Origin of the sequence: Miltoncostaea marina (assembly GCF_018141525.1) — a bacterium.
In the GTDB taxonomy this organism is placed as follows: Bacteria; Actinomycetota; Thermoleophilia; order Miltoncostaeales; family Miltoncostaeaceae; genus Miltoncostaea; species Miltoncostaea marina.
This window is the reverse complement of sequence record NZ_CP064655.1, coordinates 2,137,858-2,158,052: the sequence shown is the minus strand read 5'-3', so window position 1 is coordinate 2,158,052 and position 20,195 is coordinate 2,137,858. Positions and strand designations below refer to the sequence as shown.

The window sequence follows — 20,195 nt, the reverse complement described above, 5'->3', positions numbered from 1 at the left end:
CGGATCGGGTGCCGACGGGGCACCCGGGCGCACCCTCGGGAGGTCCGTCATGTCGATCGGGTTGGGTCGTGCGGTGCCCTCCGTCCTCGTCGTCGAGGACGACGCGCCCACGCGGGTGTTCCTGTCGCAGAACCTCGTCGCGGACCGCTTCGCGCCGGTCTCGGCGACGAGCGCGGAGGAGGCGATCGAGATGCTCGCCCGCTCGCGCCCGGACGTCGCGGTCGTGGACGTCGGGCTCCCCGGCCTCAGCGGCCTCGACCTCGTCAGCCGCATCCGCGACGGCGGCGCCCACGACCCCTGGGACCCGGGGATGCCCATCCTGCTGATCTCCGGCGACGCCGGCCCGCACGCCGCCGTCCGCGGCATCGAGCGGGGGGCCGACGACTACGTCGCCAAGCCTTCTACGTTGTTCCGTCCGTGAGCGGACCCCGGTGAACCTTCGGCCGAGACGAGGGTGTCCGCTGTGGGCGTGGGCGATTCTTTCGTGCCTGCGCTCCCCGCGATGTCGGCGACGTCCCCGGCGGCACTGAGCGACAGCGGCATGCGCTCAACTACGGGCTGGCAGGCGAGACCCCAGCCCTCGATGACGTCAGCCCGTAGCTCCGGGAGCACGGTGAACGCGATGGCCTCGTCGGCGTCGCCGACCGCGACAGCCGACTCAGGATCGTCCATCCGATCGTGCAAACGCTTCTCGTCGAGGTCGGGCGTCGTGTCGAGCAGCGCCTCGGCGTCGGCCGGTCCTACGATCGCACCGCCGGGCGACAGGGGCGGCCACACCGGCTGGAGGTCTACCTTCGCAGGATCAACGTCCCCCTCGTGCACGACGAACCGCTCGAACACCTGCTGGAGTTGGGCGCGCTGCCGCGCCACAGCGTCACCCCCGCCATCGACTCGACCGGCCACGGTCTCAGCGAGGGCCGTTAGCTTCTCGGCGACCTTCGCTTCGAGGTCCTCCGGCAGCTCCGCTGCCCGCGCCTCGTTGTAGCGGTCGAGGGCGGCATTCGAGGCGGCCTCTGCCTCGTTGCGCTGCTGCCGGTAGTGGTCGAGGTCAGACGGATCGAGTGTCCCGGAGACCGCGAGGTCGCGGGCTCGCTCGAACTGCTTCTTCGCGTCCGCGTATCGGCGTGCTGCTGAATCGCGTTCGCCCGCAAGCCTTGCCACCGTCGCGTCTCGGCGCGCCCGGAACGCCTCCTTCGTAGCTTCGGTGTCGATCACGTGCTTCGTGAAATGATCAAGCACCGCTGTGTCGATGTCGGCCTGCCGGATTGGCGGCATCGAGCACGAGCCGGCCACCTTGCCGCTGCTCGTGGGACAGATGTATGTCCTGTAGTACGAGCCGCCCTTGTTCCGTACGCCGGCCCGCGCAAGCATGACCTCGCCGCACTGGCCGCAGACGAGCATGCGCGACAGAAGGTGGTGCGCTGCCACGCGCCCATGAGCTCGACCGCGCGCCTTCTTCGGAGCCATCAACGCCTGGGCGCGGCGAAAGTCCTCATCGGTGACGAGGGCGGGATGGTCGCCCTCGTGAACCTCGCCGTCGTAGCGAAAGCGGCCGACGTACACGGGGTTCTTGAGAATCTGTGCCACTGTGCCTTGGTGCCACCGTCCGCCTCGCGCGGTTGGAATGCCGGTCGCTTGGAGGCGGCGTGCGACCTCCGCCTGCGGCACGCCGTCGAGCCAGTCGGCGAAAATCTGTCGAACGAGGGGCGCAGAATCGGGATCGGGCTCCAGTCCTCCGTTCGCCCAGCGGTACCCAAACGGCGCGTGACCGGAGAACTTCCCTTCCCGGGCGCGGCGCTTGGCCCCCCGCCTGGCGCGGTCAGACTTCGCCCGCGACTCTCGTTGCGCCCGCTGCCCGTCGATAACGTCCACCAGCTCCGCCAAGTCCGTATCGTCGATAACGGGCTGGTTCACGCTCAGCAGCCGCACTCCAACGTCCTGGAGCTGCCAACGGACGGCGAGCAAACTGTTCCGGCCTGAACCTCGGGTAAGCCGGTCTGTGTCCCAGACGATCAGAGCGTCGAAGTCGCCGGCCTCGGCCGCCTCGCGCATCTTCTCGAACGCCGGCCGGTGCGCCTCGGCCTTCCATGCGGAAATCCCGTCGTCTCGGAAGACGTGGACGATCTCCAAGCCGTGCTCCGCCGCGAGCGCTCGGCATGCGTTTTCCTGGTCCGGCAGGGACCGTTCCGCCTGTCCAGGCGTGCTCACTCGCAGGTAGATCGCGCAGCGGTTCATGGAAGAAGCCTAATGTCGCTCCGCGACGGCAGTCCAGATGCGCGCAGGAATGAAGGGCGGGCGTCGATTGTGGTCATAGGGGCATTGTCGCGCCCTGGCGCGCTGTTGAGGTCGGTTGCGCGGAAAGATTCCGCAGATCGCCGGGCTATCCCGTATCCCGCTATCTCCTACCTCCACTACTCCCCGTAGGGGAGTAGTAGGAGAGTAGGGACGGAGTAGCCCGTGCGGGGTTGCAGAAATAGCTGTGGCGACGCGCTATTGTGCTCCAAATATATGATATACTGTGGCCAATGGCATGGCATACCGTCGTGCTCTTGAGAAAGGGGACAGCCCCAGGGAGAAGGAATGCAAGAGGCCGTGAAGGACCATCCAGGGGCGCGCGTGCGCCGCGTCCGGCGGATGCTGGAGATCACGCCAACGGAGCTGGCGGCGAAGGTCGGCGTTAGTACGGGGCACATCACTGGCTTTGAGTCAGGGACCCGGACCATTTCGGGATCGCTCCTCGCCCGGATTGCCGACGAATTGGATGTCCCGGTGGAGGAGCTGAGCGGCGACGAGCCGTTCCAGAGTCCTGTCGACCGCGCCTATGGTGATGGCTTCCATGCTGGGTATGAGCAGGCGCTCGCCGATGCCGCGAATGGCACCGAGATCGGAAATGACTAGCACTGCCTCGGAGAAGCAACTGCCAGTTCCGCCTGAGTTCCTAGAGGCTGCGCTCCATCACACGTCTCGCAAGCCCGATCGTCGTCTGGTTGGAGAAACACTGCGGGGGCTTCGAGAGAACGCTGACATGACGGTTGAGGAGTTGAGTGCGACGGTCGGTGTCTCTCCTGAGTTTGTGAAAGCTGTCGAGGCCGGCAAAGGGGGGAGACCTTCGCCTGCTTACCTGAGCCGGGTGGTGCAGGCCTTGGCTGGCGACATCGGCGCGGGATGGGGTGATCCTGTGCCAATGGATGACTGTCTATACGACGACGAGCACGATCAGTGGCCGCCGAAGCGGGCATTCGACTCCCGGGCCGATGGGAGCGGTGGACAGCCAAGCACGCTCCCATCGATCGAATAGGGCGTGAACTCAGTGGGCCGCGCTCATCGGCGGGAGCGCGGCGTGCTCCTGTCTGAGACGACGACCATGAAGGGCACCGTAACCGTCGGCGCGCCGTCCGCTTCGACTTGCTGCGCGGACTCTGTCGATGCTCGCGTAGAGACCCTGCGCCTCGCGGCACAGGAGACCGTCATTCCGGTCGCTCGGCGTATCGCAGAGGCACTAGAAGCGCCATTGGGCGCGCCTGCGGTGATCTCGGAAACGGCTACGATCGTCAGCGATCTGGTCTCCAAGGAGACAGTGAGGCACGTGCTGACCGCGTACGAGAATCCTGTGCCGGCCGTGCGAGTTGCCTCCTCAGAAGAGTTGTTGCGGATGCCGGCTCCTGAGGGAGCCGGGGAGGTGCTTGTCGGCGGGCAACTCCTGCGCGGCGAGACCCTTGGCATCTACGGCCCTCCGGGCGTCGGCAAGACGTTCCTGCTTATGCAGGCGGGTTTGGCGATCGCGTACGGGGTGCCGTTTCTCGGTTCCGGGCTCGTGCCATCGAAGCCGCACCGCTGCCTGTACTTGACCGGGGAGGGAAGGCAGGAGGCGCATCGCGATCGTCTCGCGGCGATGCGGCCGGCGTTCGAGTCCCATCCTGAGGCGCAGCCAGGCGGAGCCGAGCGGTACATGGTTCTCGGCAACGGTGGCACCGTGCCGCTACGCATCGACGTGCCGGGTCATGCTGCGCTGCTCAAAGCCCATATCGAAGAACACGGCGTCGAGGTGCTGCTGCTCGACACGTTCAGGACGTTGCACACCGCCAACGAGAACGACAGCAGCGAAATGGAAGCGGTGTGGTGCGCGCTTCGGCGGCTGCTCGACGAGACGGGCTGTGCAGCGATCCTCACCCACCACACGAAGAAGGGCGCTGGGCGCAATCGCCGTGAAGCGGCGCGCGGAGGCTCATTCCAGGAGAACGTCGCCAGCGCCTTCCTGGTGGAGCAGGCTGGATCGGGCGGCGGCGTTGATCGGCTTACGTTGCACCAGACGAAGGCGCGAAACTGCCCGGAGCTTCGGCCGTTCACTGTCATTCGTGACCCTGCGTCGCTGTGCTTCGGCACTGACGGCCACGGCATCACCGGCGACGCCGCAAACGGCAAACGGCCGGCGCTCGCTGACGCCCTTCGCGCAGCGGGCGGCTCTGCGCTCGTGAAAGACCTGGCTGCCACAGGTCTCGCGAGCGACAAGACGATTAAGAAGTGGGCCGAAGACGAGCCCGACCGATACGAGCTTTCGCGAGACGGTGCCGGCGCGCGTTCGGCGTGGCGGATCTCGCTGCGAGCGGCTGGTACGTAGCCGGCCGGGAGCGAGGGGCTAGCCAACGCTTGTAGGCAGTCCGCCGGTCTCCTTAGAGTCGCGGGGAACGCCCGTTCGGGTGCTCATTCCTTGAAAGGAGACCAATGACGGTGACAGCCGCCTACATCCGCGAGCAGGGCGTCCGCGTCGCGGTCGTCCAGGTAAAGCGATCGGCCGTCGCGACCAAGGCCCGCGCGGTCGAGATCGCGGCCGAGTTCAGCCCATACTTCAACGATGACCCTGTCGTTCTGGTCAGCGAGGATGGTCGAGGTCGGCCCGAGTACGTGGGGAGGCGCGACCTCGTGCGCTTCCTCGCGTCCCGCCCCTTCGGCTCGTTGCCCTGGCGCAGATGGTCACTGAGACGAAAGGAACAGTGATGGCCGACCGACGCGCGGGGAAGGGGCCGTACGTGCACGACGAGGGCGGGGGAAAGCAGCCACGCTCGCGGAAGAAGAACGGCCAGTGGCGCAAGAAGCGCAGCGACGCCGGCAAGAAGCAGGGCGGGAGCAAGAAGCGCTGACGCAGGCAGGAACGCAGCGAGACCCCGGTCGGTTCAACGTGCCGGGGTCTCGCTGTGCCGCTACCAAGCCGTCAAGGCCCACCGCCGAATGGTCGATAGGAGATCTTCCTCCACGCCGCGAGCGATCGTCTGCTTGCCATCGCGGTCTTTGTGCAGCACAGCGGTGCCGTCGCCTTTGAAGTGCAGGTAGATCGCCTTGCGCCACTTGAGGCCGCCTGAGGGTCCGATTCCGACATAGCCCATGACCCACTCGTCAGGCGGCATCACTTGCCGCTGAAGCTGTGGCTGCACGTAGTCGTCGAGAAGTTCCTGGAGGGCCTGGAGCGCCGAGTCGAGGTCCGGCATGACGACGCGGTCGTGTAGCCCGGCTCGCTTGTCGCCGAGGTGGCAGACGACCTGAAAGGGCACGAGTTCTCCTCATGGCTGGCGGTGGCCCAAGCGTAGTTGCGGAGCCGGACGCGATCCGCCGGAGCGGCGCGCCGCTGACCCAGGAACGGGCTCGTGGCCGAAGACATTTCCATGCTGCCACCCCCACAGCCTCAAGCTGTGGGGGCTATGGAATGTCCGGCCAGATTCCGAGCAGAGGTTCTCTATTCGGAGTCCGTGCGCATTCTAGGACGTTCCGAACCTCCGAACGCAAGAACCGCATAACGGAGCCGCTCTCACGATGACCTCGGAGGTCGGTTCGGAGTCGATCACGCTGGAGCGGGCACTGGTTCGGAGCGGCGCGGAGCGGGTCAGAGGCGCACCGTGTCACTGTGCCAGCCGGTCACAGCGCGCCGCGTTCCGTCAGCAGCACAGCGGCACCAAGGTCGCCGGCCACGCTTACATGGCGATGCCGGCCCGCTGGCCTGAGCCTCCTGGTGTCGCGGCTTCTACCGGGCCGAATCGTGACCGCGCGTGACGTCGGCGTGACTCGTCAGCCGTGAGCCGTGATGCGGCGTGACGCGAACTACGGCATCTCCGTGCGACTGTGCCAACGGCAGCCAGAGTGAGTCCGCGCTGGCTGGGCCGTCGAGGCGAGTCATAGAATGACCGAAGCCCTTGGGCTTCCACCCCAAGGGCTTCGGAAAACCCGCTCACGGATGGACGGGTATGACGGTCAGGAAGCGACCACGGCCCTCATCGGCCATCCTTCCGAGCGGCTTTAGGAAGGAGGACGGCATGGACGCCGAGATTCTTCTCGCGCTGTACCTGCTGATTCTGCTGACGCAGAAGATGAGGTAGCTCCAAAGGCACCGACCTCGCCGCTTCGGGTCGGTGCCCGTGTGGCTACTCCATCGGCATGACGTACGGAGCGCGAGCCTTCGTCGGCGATGGCGGCTTCGCGCCGCCCGCGAGCCAGTCGTCCAAGGCAGCCCGAGAGACGTAGAGGCGGCGGTTATGGACGGCATAAGGCACAGCGCCGCTGTGAATGAGTGATCGAACGAACGCGGGCGATCGCCCGAGATGCTCCGCAGCCTCGGCGACGGTCATCGCGCGGGGTGGCCCGTGGCGGGTCATGCGGCGAGCCTACCGCCCGCCTCGGCCCGCTTGCGGGCGCGGTAGAGCCGGGCCCGCTCGCGCGCGGCGGCCCGGCGCGCGTCGCGCTGCTCAGCCGTCTCCGTGGCGACCGTCGCGGCCCACCGCTCGCGCGCGTGCTGCGCGTCAGCGGCCCGGCGGGCCGGATCGTAGTGCCGCGCGAGACGCTGGCGCGCAGCGTCCACCTGGGGCGCGTTCAGGTGCGCCCGTGCCGCTGTGCGCAGCACGTCCTGCCCGGCGCTGTTGAGGATGGCGAACATCCCCTCGCGCCGGGTGAACGTCACCGCGCCCCGCCGGATGGCGACGCGCCGGTGCGTCTCGACCGGGCGCGAGAAGAGGCACTCGCCGAACCTAGGGACGTTGATCCGCGCGACCCCGCAAGCGGCATCGGCGATCTCACGCGCGACGTTCTGCGCGTGTAGCGCCTCGCGGCGGGCGCGCAGCAGGTCCGCGCGCTCACGCGTGAGCGCGACGCGCGCGTCGCGCGCCTCGGCCGGGAGAGTGACGGTGTTCCCGTCCGCGTCCACGACGGGGCGCATGACGGTGCCCTTGGTGGTCCAGGGGCTGAACATCATCACGAGCGTGCCGTCGGGCTGGTAGCGGGGGGTCAGGTGATCGAACCCGTACCCGTTGGCGTCGGTTCGATGGTCGGCGGGGTCGGCGTCCGGGCCGCGCCACACGTTCGGCTCGGTCTCCGTCCACGTCTCGCCCGCGATGGTCTTCGTTCGCGCGGCGCTAGTCTCTGTGTGCATCGAAGCACTCCCTTCGGTGCCGGGGGGCGGCCGTTGCCGCGGCGCGCCCCCGCTTGCTTTTCAAGTGAACTTGCGGTGAGTCTGTCGCACGGTCTCCGGTGCCCAACGGGCAGCACCGTTTGCGGTGGGGATGCCGTCAGCCGTCAGCCCTTCGGCGATCTTCCGATAGCTCGCCCCGGCCGCCCGTTCGGTGGCGATGCGCGCGAGGACTTCGGACGGAATGCGCGTCACCCCCTCGGGGCGTCCGCCCACGGGCCGGCCTGCTGCGCGAGCGGCCGCTCTCGCTGCCTTGGTGCGCTCCGAGATCAGCCGGCGCTCAAGCTGCGCGAAGACGCCGAGGATTCCGGCGAGCGCTTCTCCGACCGGGCTGGACATATCCACCGGGACGTCGCCGACGACGAGCCGCCAACCACGCTTGCGCGCCCGCTCGGCGAGACCGACGAAGTCGACAAGGGACCGGGCGAGCCGATCGAGCTTCGAGACCACCAGGGCTTCGGCTTCCCCGCCCTCGATCCGGTCCAGGGCATCCGCTAGACCCGGCCGCTTGCTGGTGCTCTTACCGGACGCGACGTCCTCCGCGATCCCGACAACGCTTAGCCCTTCGCGGTCGGCGATCGAGTGGATCGCAGCGACCTGGGCATCCTTGCCCAGACCGCTGCGTTCTTGTTGTTCTGTGCTCACCCGCACGTAACCAATGGCCCGCATCACGCGTTCACTAGCGACGCAGCCACCTCACGCCAGTTGACGCGCCAGAGGCTGCCGATGTCGAGGGCCATGAGGAGCAGCGTTCGCGCGTCGGCTCCGCGCTCTTCGAAGAGCGACCGTGTCCAGTCCTCCAGCGTGTCCGCTGCGGCACGCTCACTGGCCACAGAGCCGAGCACCGCCCGCGCCGCTTCGTACATTCCTTCGTCGTTCGAGAGGTGCAGGGCGACGGCCCACGTCTCGCGGTTCGTCCAGCCGTTGTACTCGTCGGCGGTGCTCATCGCGCGCCACCCTGGCGCGCGGCGCGGCGGCGGGCTCGGACGATGGCGGCACGCTTGCGGATGACCTCCCGGCGCGCGTCTCGCTGCTCGACGGTCTCACGGGCGACGTACTGACCCGGCCGGGGCTGGCGGTCAATCATCGAAGCACTCCCTTCGACGGAGACGCTGGGCCGGTTGCCGCCGACCCGACGTCCAGATCTATGTAGGTGTCAACTTATCGGACGGCACAACAGATAACAACAGTGCGAACGCAAAACGTGTCGGCCTCTCAAGTGAAACGCCGACCAAAAAAGCGCTCGCAACGCCGCGGGGCGGGGGCGAAGGCCCGCACTAATCCGCCGCCGCAAGTCCTGGCTTCGACTTCCGCCCCGAGATGGGGGGAGTATCCACCCCGAGAGACCCAACACTTCTGCCGCTAATAATGGCGCTCGCCAAACATGAGACGAGTTCGCGAGTCGCAACGGCAACGGCTGCCGGAGCGAGCGGTCCTGGAGCGCTCCGCTGTAATCGGCGGGAACTGTGTCGAACAACAGCGGACGGTGTGGCAGGACGCAGGTGGCTCGAAGGCCGCTCTGACCGTCACTGCGCGTGGGTAGCCGGGGGCCAAGCACCCACGTTCGTCACTCACTGAACTCGAGGGCGTGGTGGTCCCGGCTGGCCTAGGGTCGGGCCAGGTTCTCGCAGCACTCGTCGCCGCCGAAAGCGTCCCCCGAACCGAGCGCGAGGAAGAGAAAAGGCTTCGATACAAACCCGTGGAGCCGTCCACGGGTTCTGCGCGCGCAGGAGAGCCCCGAACGAGGCCGGCGGTGTGGAGCGCCACCGCTCTACCCCAAAACCCGGCCGTCACAGGAGAGGTCCCTTGTGGCCTCTAAGCCAACTCGGCCAACGCCCGAGCGACCGCGTCGTCCATGTCTGCAGCGGCCGTGGCCCGAAGGCTGCCATCCTGCTTCTGGCTCCAGACGGTGTAGCCCGCCGGGTCCTCCGGCTCCAGTCTGGCGTTCCAGGTGCCCTCCGAAAGAAAGCGCACTACAAGCCGCCCCGCCTCGCCTTTCGGCGGAGCAATGCTTAGGAGCTTCCGACCGGTCTTGTCAGCCAACAGATGTTTGCCCGTAGTGTCAATCGCAAAGACGTTGTCCTTACTCCAAACGAGGAAATCCGGATAGAAGTTGCGGGTCGTGCCGAGCGTAATGAGCGGAATGTTGTATCCGCTCCGTGAGGGATTGCGGTACCAGGGAAGGCCGGTCTTATCGATTGCCCGCGCGAATGGCAACTCCAACGACTCATTCAATCCGCTGTAACCTTCATGCAACGCGTTAGTGAACGCTTCCATCTCGTCCCGTCGTACCAGCGCCGGGCCGACCACGTATTCGTCGACCGACTTCTGCTTGAGATAGACGTTGTCGATGTAGGCATCAACCACATCGGCCGCGAGCTTCTGAATCTCCTTGTGGGCCGGGCTGCCAAAACCGATCCGGGCATCGAACTTCGGAGCATCGGTCGGGGCCACACCGAGTGCGCCTTGGAAGCGACGCATAACTTCTCGTTGGAACAGCCAGCGCGCTACGACCAAATTCGTGTGCTCGAACTCCTCCCACTCGAACGTAACGTCGGAGTCATCGCCTATAAAGCGCTGGATCAGGGTGCGCCCGCCCGCGCTTCGGATATTAGAGCCGTCGTCGTTGCGGAAGTCGATCATGCCGTCGATCAGGTCAGCGATCGGCCTGATGGCGTGGTCAGTGATGTAGGCCGTTTCGTAGACCCGCTTCACCGTCTTGGCTGGTATCGCCTCCGGCTTCGGCCTACCTGGCTTAGATTCGACGAGCTTGATGCCAGGAGCGTCCTTTGAAAGCCTTTTATTGACCTCCTCCAGGATGTCGCTGAAGACGCCGCGTTTGTCTACACGGATATAGAAGTGTGCCGAGTTGAGGCGTTCGCTGGGGTAACGCTTCCCGCCGGGTTGCCGAAGGAGCCGGCCGACGATCTGCTCGACTTGGATGTTGGACTCCATGCTCTTGTCGACGTAGCCAAAATAGACGAGCGGGTCGTCCCATCCTTCCTGCAAGCTTAGATTGAAGATGACGTGCTGGTAGTCGTTCGCGATGAACAAGTCGTAGTCCTTGTCGCCCCCCTTGAAAAGATGGAAATCCGGCGGCAGCGGATAATCCTTGTGGGTCTTGAGTGAGCAGTAGACGGCAACGCTCTCGGGCTCGACATTGCACTGCTCGGTGAGGTGCCGCCAGATAAGAATCGGAGGCGAGCGCCGCTGCAAGAACGGCTGGTGCGGATCGTCCATCTGGAGGCTATTGCCCTCGACGATGTTCGTCTTGCACACGTAGATGGCCTTCGGCGCGCCCACGCCATGGGCGAAGGCTTCAATTTGAGTTTCTCTCAGGTCTGCGATCAGCGAGTTAATCGTCTCTTCCATCGGCGCCTCGTAGCCGCCGAGGTGGACCTGGCTCTTCACCAAGCCCGAGTCGGCGACGGCCTTTGCGTCGACGTCCGTCACGAGATCCGCGTCGGTCCAACCCTCGTCCTTGAGGTGCTTGATCTCCGCACCAAGCTGGGTAGGCAGCTTCATAGTGGCGCTCGCGGTAATCAGGCCATCGGGCTCCAGTTCCAGCAGCAGACCCATCTGCTGGTCCGTCAGGTTGTGGGCCTCGTCGTAGACGATCACGAGCGGCCGGCGACGCCCGTCGCCATCGACCCGCAGCTTCAGCGCGTCCCACGTGCTGGCCTCAGCCGTGTCGATCTCGCTCTTGAAGACGAGCCGGCTGCCCTCCTCCTTGTCCTTCTGGTTGAAGGTACCGACGGTGGCGAAGAAGACAAGCGGTTCCTCGGCGTCGCGAACCTCTACTTGGTCGTACTGCGCCAGGTAACCGAAGCGCGCGGCTCCAAGTAGGTGGTGATACTTGCCGCCCGGCGCAAGATTGGCGCTGGTTTGGTCGACGACGACCTTCCCTTTGCTGAGCCACAGGACAACTGGGGCCAGTGGCAGCAGTGTGGCGATGGTCGCGACCGCGTCAGCCAGAATGACGGTCTTGCCGGAGGCCGTGATCGAGTGCAGCGATTGAAAGAACGGCACCACCCGCGGGTTCTTTCTAGTGCCACGCATGGGCGGTTCGTCGTAGTAGCGGGCAAACCGCTCGGCGATCTGGTCGGCCGCCTGCTTCTGATACTCCTTGAGCTCGATCATGACTCGTCGTGGTACGGCTCACCGCGAAGATCGAGGCCGAAGTCCATTAGAATGCGGTCTGGAATCTGGTAGAAAACGACGTTACTGGTCTGGAAGCGGTAGAGCCGTGCATAGACATGGTAGCGCTGGCCGAGACGAGCAGCCCTGGCTTCCTTGGCGCACGCTTCGTAGGTGGCTTCGGTGAAGTCGGTGTTGCCCTTTGCGCCGTTCCAGATAAGGAAGAAGCCCTCGTTCTGGTTGTTATAGGCCACGAGGTGCTTGTAGCCGGCATCAGGAGGTACACGCACCAGCGCGTCGCGCTTGCGGGTTGCCGGGTCGAAATGCGAGACGATGATGGTCTCGGCTAGGTCCTCACGCTCCATGCTGAGCAGCGCGTCGGCGTCGACCTTCTTGTCGAGGGTGACGAACCGGAATCCAGATCCGAGCCCCTCCCGCTTTCCGCTTTCCCAGTCGCCACTGACTACTCGCCGCAGGCGGTCAGCCATTAACGTACGGGCATAGGAGTCTCGCTTGTCCGGGCGCCCTTGCTCAATGAGGATGCACCTGCGCGTGGTTTCCACTTCATGATTCATCGCAAATACGGCGTGGCCGGTGGTGCCGGAGCCCGCAAAGGGGTCGAGCACCAATCCGTCTGGGGGTGCCCAAAGCTGGATGATCTTCCGGAACAGCTTGAGCGGCTTGACCGTTTCGAAGCCATGACTAGAGCCGACAACGGCTCCCAGCTCGCGCGCACCAACCTCCGATGTCCCCGATTCCGCGTGCGCCCAGCTGGTGCTGCCAAGTTCGACCAGGTCGCCGTGCTCCTCGCTTGCCCAGAAGGTCGTGGGCACGAGCCCCTGCTTAATCTGCTCCCGGTACGCCTTTCTCCGTGGGCGTCCAGCCCCGCCTTTTGTGAAATAGAGCTGAGGCAGAACACCGTCGAGTTGCTTGAGCGCCCGCTTGCGGGCCTGCAGGACAACAGGATCCGTAAGAGGGTCCTGTAGGGTTCGAGGATCGGTGCTCCCTTTGAGGAGCAACGCCGGCCGCCTGCCGTCGCCAAGCTCCCGCTCCTCGTATGTGGACCCCCACTCTTCGAGTCGCGCTTTCACCCAGACCTTTTCATTCGCCCAACACTTGTTGCCGGGCGGGTAGTGCAACTCGCCGGTGAACGGACTCTGCACGGCGTACACCATGCCGGGGTGCGTGGGCGCTCCAGGTGCGAACGGGTCGACGCCGTACCAGTCGCCTTGCGGGTCACCGTCCGGGTTGCGATACGACCCGTAGTCGCGCCGATCCTCGACTCCAGTAATGGCCTTGTCGCGATCGCGCGCATATACGAGGACGTATTCCGTAGCGACCGAGACGCCTCCTTGGCCCGCTTGTCCGCCCTTGTCGTTCCGCCGGGTCGCGGATCGTTGCCAATTGATGATCGCGAGGCGATTCTCCTGCCTGAACAACTCGTCTAGCATCTGGCCGAGGCGAAACAGCTCGCGGTGGTCGATGCATATTGCCAGCACGCCCCCCGGCTTCAGCATCGACCGCATCACTTGTAGGCGCGGCCACATGAACCGCATCCACTTGGTGTGGCGCGCGCCATCGTCGGCGCTCACCCACTCTCCGAGACCCGAGTCGTTCGGGTCGTCCTCCCACTTGTCGTTGTAGCGCCAGTCGTTTCCAGTGTTGTATGGGGGGTCGGTGAGAATGAGGTCGACCTGACCGCGCTCGCGATACAAAGTCGCCATCGCCTGGAGGTTGTCGCCCTCGATGACGAGGTTCTTGGCCTGTTCTTCCACGGGGCCGGCCGAGTATTTCTTGACGGTGCGCATGACGCGCGGGCGAACGAGTCGCGCGAGGCGTCGCGCGTTCGCCTTGCCATCAAAGTCAATGCGAATGCCGCCCTCCGCGCGGTCGCGAAGCAGCTCCAGAAGCTCCGCGCGTGAGAGATCTTCAAGTCGCTTCGGCTGCGCAAGAGGCTCGACCTGGGACACCGTAGACACCACCACCTCAATCTAAGCCGCGACTCGGACGGCGGACGGAAACTAGGGACCCGGTCACCCTAACCTCGCTCCCCCGGGCGGTCGAGGGCTTGTGCAACCCTGTTCGCTTGCCCGACTCCGGGGATGTGGCCACAGGAGAGGCTCATCGAATCGCGCGCCGCCATGGCTGTCCCCGTTCGTAGTCATGGAGCGAGCCATGGCGGCCTGCGGCTATTTGTCTCAGGTGCGATTTGCCTGTATCGCTGTGCTAAAGCGCTCGGCCGCCTGCCGCACGTCGTCGGCGAGTGTTGCGAGGTCGCGTACCGACTCGGGATTCAGGCTCTCGCACGCTCGGCGGTATCGGAGGATAGCGGCGTCGAGTTCGCACGCACGGTCAAGAGGTACTGCGATCCCCAGGCGCGCCATCACAGCGGCACCTCGTCGAGCTTCGAGCCCGGCGCGCTCGCGTGGCACGACTCGCGGTACGGGCAGAAAGCGCAGTGGTTGCCCGGTCGCGGCGGGAAGTCGGCCGTGTCGATGGCGAGCCGGATCTCGTCGATGGCCGCCTTGACCTGATTCCACGAGTTCACCACGTCGGCGTTCGTCATCTCGATTGAGATCGGAACCAAAGTCTCAGCGATGGCGACCTGGGTCACGACGATGGGCCTCACCGCTGCGTTCGGGAAAAGGTCCCCGGCGATGAGTCGGTAGATCATCGTGCCCATGTCGCCGAGGAGGTCAGTGGACCGGCTGGCGCGGGCGCGACCGAACGTCCAGTCGATCACCTCGATGGGCGCTGCGGTGCCGCCGACCACGACGGCGTCGAACTTGCCCCACACCGTGGCATCGGGCACGCGCAGCATCTTCACGAGGGACTCGACGTACTCGATCCGGCCGCGGCGGGCGAAGGCCAACTGCGCGGCGAGGACGATCGGCTCGACCAAAGCCTCGATGCGGCGCGGCGCAAGCGCATATTCGCTGAGAACGGCGCGCCCGATGTCCGCCGCCCGCTCGTCGGTCGCCGGGTCGCAATCGGCCCGCAAGATCGCGGCGATCGCCTCATGGCCGGCGCTGCCGATCAGTGCTGCCGGGCTGGGATCGTCCTCGACGTCGGGCTCGCGGCGCTCGACCTTCTCGTAGGCGTAGCGCTGGGGGCAGTCGCGGAACCGGGCGTACGCCGACTTCGAGAAGTGGACGTGGGTGGTTCGTGTTCCGTGCGTGATCATGCGTAGCCCTCCGGGCTGGTCGTGAGACCCGCTCGTGGGCTACGCTCAGGTTGAACGACGCTGAGGCCCTACGGGTCTTAGTTTCAGGGCCGGACCTCGTTGGCGCGGGGTCCGGCCCTCTTTGTTCTGGCTAGAACGGGATCTCGTCGTCCTCCGCTGGCTTGGCCCAGCCGGAAGGCTCGGGCTCTGGCGGCTCGATCAGTCGCCAAGTCTCCTCGACGGCCGCAACGAAGCCCTCAGTTGCCTTTCCGGGATCCCACGGCAGATCTCGCTCCTTGGCACGTCGCTCGGCTTCCTCACGCCCCTCGGACACCGCGGCGTGGTTGTGGCGATCGTCGTAGGTCTCGCCGAAGTCGGATTCCCAATCCGGACCCGACCCGAGGTAGCGGAGGTGTTCGTAAGGGGCGTCCGCGACCCAGTCCAAGGCCACCTCCCAGCCCACTCGGTAGACCGCCTCGCGCTGCGCCTTGATCCGTGCTGCGAGCCGTTCGAGGTCGATCCGATCCTCAACGGCCGGCACATCCCTTGATCGCATCTCAAGACGCCGCAGCTCCTTGGTGACGGCCTCCTGGAGGAGGCGAGAGAGGTTCAGTTCCTCGCCGCTCTCGCGGGCGTCGCGGACCCGGTCAGACAAAGCTTCCGGCAAGTAGACGTTGAAGTTGGGCATCGCTCCGAAGGGGGCAGTGGTGCTCACGGGCGCATGAAGTATGCGCATACGTATGCGCGTACGCAAGGGCAGCATGCGCACAAATAGCCGTAAATAGCGGAAAACCATGCGCAAAGTCGGCCGGATCGCCTGCCTAGTGCGTGGTGCCCATCGACTGTGGGTCGCGGGCTGACGGTTGCAGGGCTGACGTCCGTACAGGGCACTCTGGACCGGGCGGACGACCTCATCGGGTGCGGAGAGCGGCTCGTCCCCCTTTGGGCACGTACGGCTCGCAGGTCGCGAGGCGGTGCACCGATAGGCGCACCAGGTCCCGTAGTCCCAAAGAACTGCCACTAAGCGCTTCCTGGCCTCGTGGCACGTCGTCGGTACGGCACACGGAGCCGAATCGGGTGCGGCCAGATCAAGTGGAAGGGCAAGCCGTTCCACTACCCGGAGGTGCTCGCCCGCGTGGCGGCGCTCGTCCGGCGGGCGCGCGGCGCCACGATGCGCCAGGAGCTGCGGGTGGGCGCCCTCGTCATCGACCGCCACGCGCGCACGGCGACGCTCGGCGGACGCGCCCTCGAGCTGTCGGGCAAGGAGTTCGCCCTGCTGGAGGCCCTGGCCAGGGAGCCGAACCGCGTGATGACCAAGGCGGAGCTGCTGCGCGACGTCTGGGGCTATCGCGCCGCCGCGCGCACCCGCACGGTCGACAGCCACGCCAGCCGCCTGCGCCGCAAGCTCGCCGACGGCGCGGGCGGCGGCCGGTGGGTCGTCAACGTCTGGGGCATCGGCTACCGGCTGCTGCCCGAGGAGGCCTGAGCCGTGCCCGCCACCACCGTCCACGGCTTCGCCTCGCCGGCGCCGGACGCCATGGCCCGCGTCGTCCACGACCTCCACGGGCCGCTCACCGTCATCCGGGGCCTGTGCGCCACGCTCGCGCGCGACGAGGCGCGCCGGGACCGGCGTCGCGCCATCGAGCTCATCGACGCCGAGGCCCTCCGGCTCGCCGACGGCCTGCGCGCCATCGCCAGGATGGAGCCGGCCCCGCGGCGGCCGCTGCCGGCCTGCGACCTCGGCGCCCTCGTGGACGAGGCCGCCGAGCGCTTCGCCGGCGCGGCCGCCCTGCGCGGGATCGCGGTGCGGGTCCGGGCGGCCGTCCGGCCGGTCAGCGCGGCGGCCGACCGCGGCGACGTCGAGCGCATCCTCGACAACCTGCTCGCGAACGCCGTGCGGCACGGCCGCGAGGGGGGCGTCATCACCCTCGCCCTCGCCGTCCGCGGGCGCCGGGCGGAGGTCCGCGTCCGCGACGACGGCGACGGCGTCCCGCCCGCCTACCGCGAGCGCGTCTTCCTGCCGGGCGAGCGCGGCAGCGCCCCGGCGGGGGAGGGGCGGGGGCTGGGGCTCGCGATCGCCCGCGAGCTCGCCGAGGCCGGAGGCGGGCGCCTCACCCTCGATCCGGTCGGCGCGGGCGCCTGCTTCCGGCTGGCGCTCCCGCTCGCCCCCCGCGGGCACGACGGGCCCCGCGCGGCATGAGCACGCTCGTCGTGGAGGGCCTGGTCGGCGCGCTCGTCGCCGGGCGGGACGGCCGCGGGCTCGCCGTGGTCCCTCGCCGCCGCCGGCGCGGCCGCTGGGCGACGGTCGCGGCCGACGACGTCGTGGCGGCGCTCGAGGCGGCCGGCCCGGGGGCCGTGGTGCTGGCGCGCCCGGCCGGCGACGACCCGGGCGCCGCCGCGCTGCCGCAGGTCGCCCGGCTGATGTCGGCGCCGCTGCTGCGCCTCCCCGGCGCCGCGCCGAGGGCCGCCTGGGCGGTCGCCGTGGCGCTCCATCCGGCCTTCGAGGGGCACCGCGGCGTGCGATCGCTCGAGGCGCTGCTCAGCGCCGGGGCGGGGGCGCGGGTGCCGGCGCTGCGGCCGCGGGTGATGTCCCGCTGGGCGGCCGCGGCATGGCGCCCGTGCGGCCGCTGCCCGGGCGGCGGCCTCCCCGGCTGCCCGTGCGGGCGGTGCGGCGCCGCGGTCGCCGGGGGCCGGCGATGAGGCGCCGTCTCGGCGGCGCCCGGCCGGGCGGCTGGCTGCTCCTCGCGGGCCTCGTCGGGCTGCTCGCGGCCGCGATGACGCTCCGCGCGGGCGCCGGGGAGCCCGCCGCCGGGGGCGCCGTGGTCGTCGCCCGGCAGGAGCTCCGCCCCGGCCTCCTCATCGACGCCGACGTCGCCGCCACGGCGCTCGTCGCCGTCCCCGCGCCCGCCATGCCGGGCGTCACGGGCCTCGCGGCCGATCCGGCCGCCCTCGTCGGGCGCACGGTCGCGGTGCCGGTCGCCCCCGGCGAGCCGCTCACCGAGGCGGCGCTTGGCGGCGCCGCGGGGCTCGGGCCGCGCCCGCTCGCGGACGGCGAGCGGGCGGTGTCCGTCCCGCTGACCGCCGCCGGCGGCGCCGCGGCCGGACTCCTGCCCGGTGCGCGGGTCGATGTGGTCGCGTCGACGGGCGAGGGGGCGGCCGGGCGCACGGCGGTCGTGGTGGCCGACGCGGAGGTGCTGGCCGTGGTCGAGGCGACCGCCCCCGACGGGCTGGCGCAGCCGGCCGAGGCGCTCCTGCGGGTGTCCGCGGCGCAGGCGCTGCGGATCACGGCGGCCGTGAACTTCGCCCGCGAGGTCCGCCTGCTCGCCCGCCCGGCCGGCGAGATCGACGCCCCGCCCGCGCCGCGGGCGGTCGACGCGCCGTGACCGGCGGCGCGACCTCCGGCGCGCGGCTCGTGGCGGTGCTCGCCGCCTCGGGCGGATGCGGCGCGAGCCTGGTCGCGGGCGGCATCGCGATCGCCTGGAGCCGGACCGGGGCGGCCTCCTGGCTGGTCGAGCTCGACCTCGACCGGGGCGACCTCGCCGAGGCCTGGTCGCTGCCGGAGGGCCCGACCGTGGCCGACCTCGCCGTGGTCGCCGACGAGCTCGAGGCGCGCCACGTCCGCCAGGCCGCCCACCGTCACGCCTCCGGCGTCTGGGTGGTGGCGGCGGCGCCGGACGCCGGCGGCGCCTGGCGGCCGCCCGCGCTGGGCCGGCTCGCCGACGCGGCGCGCGGCGCCGCCGGCGACGGCGGGCGGGTGGCGATCGACGCGGGGACGGGCGCCGGCGAGCGCGCGGTAGCGATCGCCGCGCGGGCGGACGGCGTCCTCGTCGTCTGCGGGGCCACCCTGCAGTCGGCCCGCAGGGCGCGCCGCGTCGTCGAGGCGCTCCGCGCCGCGGGGGCGCCCGCCCCCGGCCTCGTCGTCGCGCGCGGCGCGGCGCCGTCCGAGATCGGCGCCCGCGCCCTGGGCCGGGCGATCGGGGCGACGCTCGTCGGCGAGCTGCCCTGGTCCGCGCGCGAGGCGTCCGCCCTCGGCGCGGGCCGCTGGCCGGGTGGCCGGCGGCGGCGCCTCGCGTGCGCCGTCGAGGGGCTGGCGGGGGCGGTCGGGTGAGCGCGGCGGCGGACCCGGCGCTCGTCGAGCACCTGCGCGCCCGGGCGGCTCGCGATCCCCGGGTGGTGGGACAGGGGCTCGCGCCGGACGACCTGGCCGACGTCGTGCTCGACATGCTCGACGAGGAGCGCCGCATCCTGCCGGCCGCGGAGCGCGAGGCGGTCGTCCAGGCGGTGGTCGACGAAGCCCTCGGGCTGGGCCCGCTCGAGGCGCTGCTGCGCGACCCGGGGATCACGGAGGTGATGGTCTGCGGGCCGCACCGCGTCTTCGTGGAGCGCGCGGGGCGCCTCGAGCCGGCGGCGACCCGCTTCCACGACGACGCGCACCTGCTGCACGTCATCGACCGCATCCTCGCCCCGCTCGGCCGGCGGGTCGACGAGGCGAGCCCCATGGTGGACGCCCGCCTGCCGGACGGCTCGCGGGTCAACGCGATCATCCCGCCGCTCGCGCTGGACGGGCCGGTCCTCACCGTCCGGCGCTTCGCCGGCCGGCCGCTCGACGGCGACGACCTGGTGCGCCTGGGGACGATGGACGAGCGCATGCTCGCCACGCTGCGGCGCGCCGTCCGGGACCGGCGCAACATCCTCGTCACCGGCGGCACCGGCAGCGGCAAGACCACCACGCTGGCCGCCCTGGCGGGCGCCATCCCCGCCCGCGAGCGCGTGGTCACCATCGAGGACGCGGCGGAGCTGCGGATCGACCTGCCGCACGTCGTCCGCCTGGAGAGCCGCCCGCCGTCCCTCGAGGGCACGGGCGCCGTGCCCATCCGCGCGCTGGTGCGCAACGCCCTCCGCATGCGCCCCGACCGGATCGTCGTCGGGGAGGTGCGGGGCGGCGAGGCGCTGGACATGCTCTCCGCCATAACCATCCAGGACACCACTGATCTCGCTGGACGCCGGCGTCGCCAATTTCCCGAGGTTCTCCATTGACGAAGCGGTGTCGTCGTCCGGCCCGGGCCGGCCACGCTATACGAACATGTGTTCGTTCCGAAGCCGGGTCGACGACCCTGGCTGTGCAGGGGCCGCCCGGTTGCTCTCGGATGGAGCCGCGGAGGACGGGGCCGTGATGCCCCGTCCTCCGCCGCACCTAGGCGCGCGGCAACCGGACGTTGTCCAGCGGCCTCAGGTAGCGCCCCACCCGGCCCTCGCAGAGCTCAACGATGACCCGTGGCAGATCGTCGCGCAGCGCGATCACCCACACGCCGTCCCACCCTCGGGCGCGGCTGGGCTGGCGGACGTGCTCGTTGAGGCGCGCGGTGACACCCCGGCGACAGCTCCCGACGTACCGGACGGTGCCGGCGACGTCCGTGGCGATGTAGACGGCGTTCACCGACCGCGGCA

General features: G+C 68.8%; 23 protein-coding genes. 12 read left to right on the top strand and 11 right to left on the bottom strand.

Annotated features, from left to right (window positions below; translation table 11 throughout):
* The first annotated feature begins 73 nt into the window (after positions 1–73).
* Positions 74–421: a response regulator transcription factor gene (locus ITJ85_RS10785; RefSeq protein ID WP_217913110.1), complete on the top strand. Its 348-nt coding sequence runs from the start codon at positions 74–76 to the stop codon at positions 419–421.
* Here the strand turns inward: ITJ85_RS10785 and ITJ85_RS10780 are convergent.
* Positions 385–2,235, bottom strand: coding sequence for a recombinase family protein (locus ITJ85_RS10780; protein WP_217913109.1), 1,851 nt, complete (start codon positions 2,233–2,235; stop codon positions 385–387). The two genes, ITJ85_RS10785 and ITJ85_RS10780, sit on opposite strands and share 37 nt — an antisense overlap.
* A 357-nt stretch (positions 2,236–2,592) precedes the next feature.
* On the opposite strand from ITJ85_RS10780, the gene ITJ85_RS10775 reads away from it, so the two are divergent.
* From ITJ85_RS10775 to ITJ85_RS10755, 5 genes are all read left to right on the top strand, one after another.
* On the top strand, positions 2,593–2,898 hold the full coding sequence (locus ITJ85_RS10775; protein WP_217913108.1) for a helix-turn-helix domain-containing protein: 306 nt from the start codon (positions 2,593–2,595) through the stop codon (positions 2,896–2,898).
* A complete protein-coding gene (locus ITJ85_RS17650; RefSeq protein ID WP_425517039.1) occupies positions 2,822–3,298 on the top strand; it encodes a helix-turn-helix domain-containing protein in 477 nt (158 codons plus the stop codon). Before ITJ85_RS10775 ends, ITJ85_RS17650 begins: the two co-directional genes overlap by 77 nt.
* Positions 3,299–3,340: 42 nt before the next feature.
* Complete coding sequence (locus ITJ85_RS10765; protein ID WP_217913106.1) at positions 3,341–4,618, top strand: AAA family ATPase; 1,278 nt, start codon at positions 3,341–3,343, stop codon at positions 4,616–4,618.
* 104 nt (positions 4,619–4,722) lie between these two features.
* Positions 4,723–4,995 (top strand): hypothetical protein, encoded by a 273-nt coding sequence (locus tag ITJ85_RS10760; RefSeq protein WP_217913105.1) that lies wholly within the window; start codon positions 4,723–4,725, stop codon positions 4,993–4,995.
* Positions 4,995–5,138 carry a hypothetical protein gene (locus ITJ85_RS10755; RefSeq protein WP_217913104.1) on the top strand — a complete coding sequence of 48 codons (144 nt, stop codon included), beginning with the start codon at positions 4,995–4,997 and terminating at the stop codon, positions 5,136–5,138. Before ITJ85_RS10760 ends, ITJ85_RS10755 begins: the two co-directional genes overlap by 1 nt.
* Before the next feature lie 60 nt (positions 5,139–5,198).
* Here the strand turns inward: ITJ85_RS10755 and ITJ85_RS10750 are convergent, their stop codons facing one another.
* The 9 genes from ITJ85_RS10750 to ITJ85_RS10710 form a co-directional block, all read right to left on the bottom strand.
* On the bottom strand, positions 5,199–5,546 hold the full coding sequence (locus ITJ85_RS10750; protein WP_217913103.1) for a hypothetical protein: 348 nt from the start codon (positions 5,544–5,546) through the stop codon (positions 5,199–5,201).
* Between the two features lie 864 nt (positions 5,547–6,410).
* Positions 6,411–6,614 carry a helix-turn-helix domain-containing protein gene (locus tag ITJ85_RS17645; protein WP_425517114.1) on the bottom strand — a complete coding sequence of 68 codons (204 nt, stop codon included), beginning with the start codon at positions 6,612–6,614 and terminating at the stop codon, positions 6,411–6,413.
* 23 nt (positions 6,615–6,637) lie between these two features.
* Positions 6,638–7,411: a hypothetical protein gene (locus ITJ85_RS10740; protein WP_217913101.1), complete on the bottom strand. Its 774-nt coding sequence runs from the start codon at positions 7,409–7,411 to the stop codon at positions 6,638–6,640.
* Positions 7,412–7,471: 60 nt separating this feature from the next.
* On the bottom strand, positions 7,472–8,116 hold the full coding sequence (locus ITJ85_RS10735; RefSeq protein ID WP_246496398.1) for a recombinase family protein: 645 nt from the start codon (positions 8,114–8,116) through the stop codon (positions 7,472–7,474).
* Positions 8,116–8,394, bottom strand: a complete 279-nt coding sequence (locus ITJ85_RS10730; protein WP_217913099.1) for a DUF7249 family protein — start codon at positions 8,392–8,394, stop codon at positions 8,116–8,118. The genes ITJ85_RS10735 and ITJ85_RS10730 overlap by 1 nt, the downstream gene beginning before the upstream one ends.
* An 868-nt stretch (positions 8,395–9,262) precedes the next feature.
* Complete coding sequence (locus tag ITJ85_RS10725) at positions 9,263–11,587, bottom strand: DEAD/DEAH box helicase family protein (RefSeq protein ID WP_217913098.1); 2,325 nt, start codon at positions 11,585–11,587, stop codon at positions 9,263–9,265.
* On the bottom strand, positions 11,584–13,554 hold the full coding sequence (locus ITJ85_RS10720) for a site-specific DNA-methyltransferase (RefSeq protein WP_217913097.1): 1,971 nt from the start codon (positions 13,552–13,554) through the stop codon (positions 11,584–11,586). The genes ITJ85_RS10725 and ITJ85_RS10720 overlap by 4 nt, the downstream gene beginning before the upstream one ends.
* 413 nt (positions 13,555–13,967) lie before the next feature.
* A complete protein-coding gene (locus ITJ85_RS10715; protein ID WP_217913096.1) occupies positions 13,968–14,768 on the bottom strand; it encodes a PD-(D/E)XK nuclease family protein in 801 nt (266 codons plus the stop codon).
* Positions 14,769–14,898: 130 nt separating this feature from the next.
* Entirely contained in the window at positions 14,899–15,462 is a 564-nt protein-coding gene (locus ITJ85_RS10710; protein WP_217913095.1) for a hypothetical protein, read from the bottom strand.
* A 324-nt stretch (positions 15,463–15,786) separates the two neighbouring features.
* Between ITJ85_RS10710 and ITJ85_RS10705 the strand changes: the two genes are divergently transcribed.
* The 6 genes from ITJ85_RS10705 to ITJ85_RS10680 are packed head-to-tail and all read left to right on the top strand — an operon-like array spanning position 15,787 to position 19,784.
* Positions 15,787–16,233, top strand: coding sequence for a winged helix-turn-helix domain-containing protein (locus ITJ85_RS10705; protein WP_217913094.1), 447 nt, complete (start codon positions 15,787–15,789; stop codon positions 16,231–16,233).
* A gap of 3 nt (positions 16,234–16,236) precedes the next feature.
* The gene (locus ITJ85_RS10700) at positions 16,237–16,947 is read left to right on the top strand and encodes a sensor histidine kinase (RefSeq protein ID WP_217913093.1); all 711 of its coding nucleotides are present in this window, start codon (positions 16,237–16,239) and stop codon (positions 16,945–16,947) included.
* The gene (locus ITJ85_RS10695) at positions 16,944–17,447 is read left to right on the top strand and encodes a hypothetical protein (protein ID WP_217913092.1); all 504 of its coding nucleotides are present in this window, start codon (positions 16,944–16,946) and stop codon (positions 17,445–17,447) included. The genes ITJ85_RS10700 and ITJ85_RS10695 overlap by 4 nt, the downstream gene beginning before the upstream one ends.
* Positions 17,444–18,130 (top strand): Flp pilus assembly protein CpaB, encoded by a 687-nt coding sequence (gene cpaB, locus ITJ85_RS10690; protein WP_217913091.1) that lies wholly within the window; start codon positions 17,444–17,446, stop codon positions 18,128–18,130. The genes ITJ85_RS10695 and cpaB overlap by 4 nt, the downstream gene beginning before the upstream one ends.
* Positions 18,127–18,855 (top strand): CpaE/TadZ family protein, encoded by a 729-nt coding sequence (locus tag ITJ85_RS10685; RefSeq protein WP_217913090.1) that lies wholly within the window; start codon positions 18,127–18,129, stop codon positions 18,853–18,855. The genes cpaB and ITJ85_RS10685 overlap by 4 nt, the downstream gene beginning before the upstream one ends.
* Positions 18,852–19,784, top strand: a complete 933-nt coding sequence (locus tag ITJ85_RS10680; protein ID WP_281412187.1) for a TadA family conjugal transfer-associated ATPase — start codon at positions 18,852–18,854, stop codon at positions 19,782–19,784. Before ITJ85_RS10685 ends, ITJ85_RS10680 begins: the two co-directional genes overlap by 4 nt.
* Positions 19,785–19,941: 157 nt before the next feature.
* Here the strand turns inward: ITJ85_RS10680 and ITJ85_RS10675 are convergent, their stop codons facing one another.
* Positions 19,942–20,184, bottom strand: coding sequence for a hypothetical protein (locus ITJ85_RS10675; protein ID WP_217913089.1), 243 nt, complete (start codon positions 20,182–20,184; stop codon positions 19,942–19,944).
* Between the last annotated feature and the right edge of the window lie 11 nt (positions 20,185–20,195).

Coding starts and splice junctions, on each gene's coding strand:
- ITJ85_RS10780 (WP_217913109.1), bottom strand. CDS start 2,235: ATGAACCGCTGCGCGATCTACCTGCGAGTGAGCACGCCTGGACAGGCG.
- ITJ85_RS17650 (WP_425517039.1), top strand. CDS start 2,822: ATGGTGATGGCTTCCATGCTGGGTATGAGCAGGCGCTCGCCGATGCCG.
- ITJ85_RS10760 (WP_217913105.1), top strand. CDS start 4,723: ATGACGGTGACAGCCGCCTACATCCGCGAGCAGGGCGTCCGCGTCGCG.
- ITJ85_RS10755 (WP_217913104.1), top strand. CDS start 4,995: ATGGCCGACCGACGCGCGGGGAAGGGGCCGTACGTGCACGACGAGGGC.
- ITJ85_RS17645 (WP_425517114.1), bottom strand. CDS start 6,614: ATGACCGTCGCCGAGGCTGCGGAGCATCTCGGGCGATCGCCCGCGTTC.
- ITJ85_RS10740 (WP_217913101.1), bottom strand. CDS start 7,411: ATGCACACAGAGACTAGCGCCGCGCGAACGAAGACCATCGCGGGCGAG.
- ITJ85_RS10735 (WP_246496398.1), bottom strand. CDS start 8,116: ATGCGGGCCATTGGTTACGTGCGGGTGAGCACAGAACAACAAGAACGC.
- ITJ85_RS10730 (WP_217913099.1), bottom strand. CDS start 8,394: ATGAGCACCGCCGACGAGTACAACGGCTGGACGAACCGCGAGACGTGG.
- ITJ85_RS10725 (WP_217913098.1), bottom strand. CDS start 11,587: ATGATCGAGCTCAAGGAGTATCAGAAGCAGGCGGCCGACCAGATCGCC.
- ITJ85_RS10715 (WP_217913096.1), bottom strand. CDS start 14,768: ATGATCACGCACGGAACACGAACCACCCACGTCCACTTCTCGAAGTCG.
- ITJ85_RS10695 (WP_217913092.1), top strand. CDS start 16,944: ATGAGCACGCTCGTCGTGGAGGGCCTGGTCGGCGCGCTCGTCGCCGGG.
- cpaB (WP_217913091.1), top strand. CDS start 17,444: ATGAGGCGCCGTCTCGGCGGCGCCCGGCCGGGCGGCTGGCTGCTCCTC.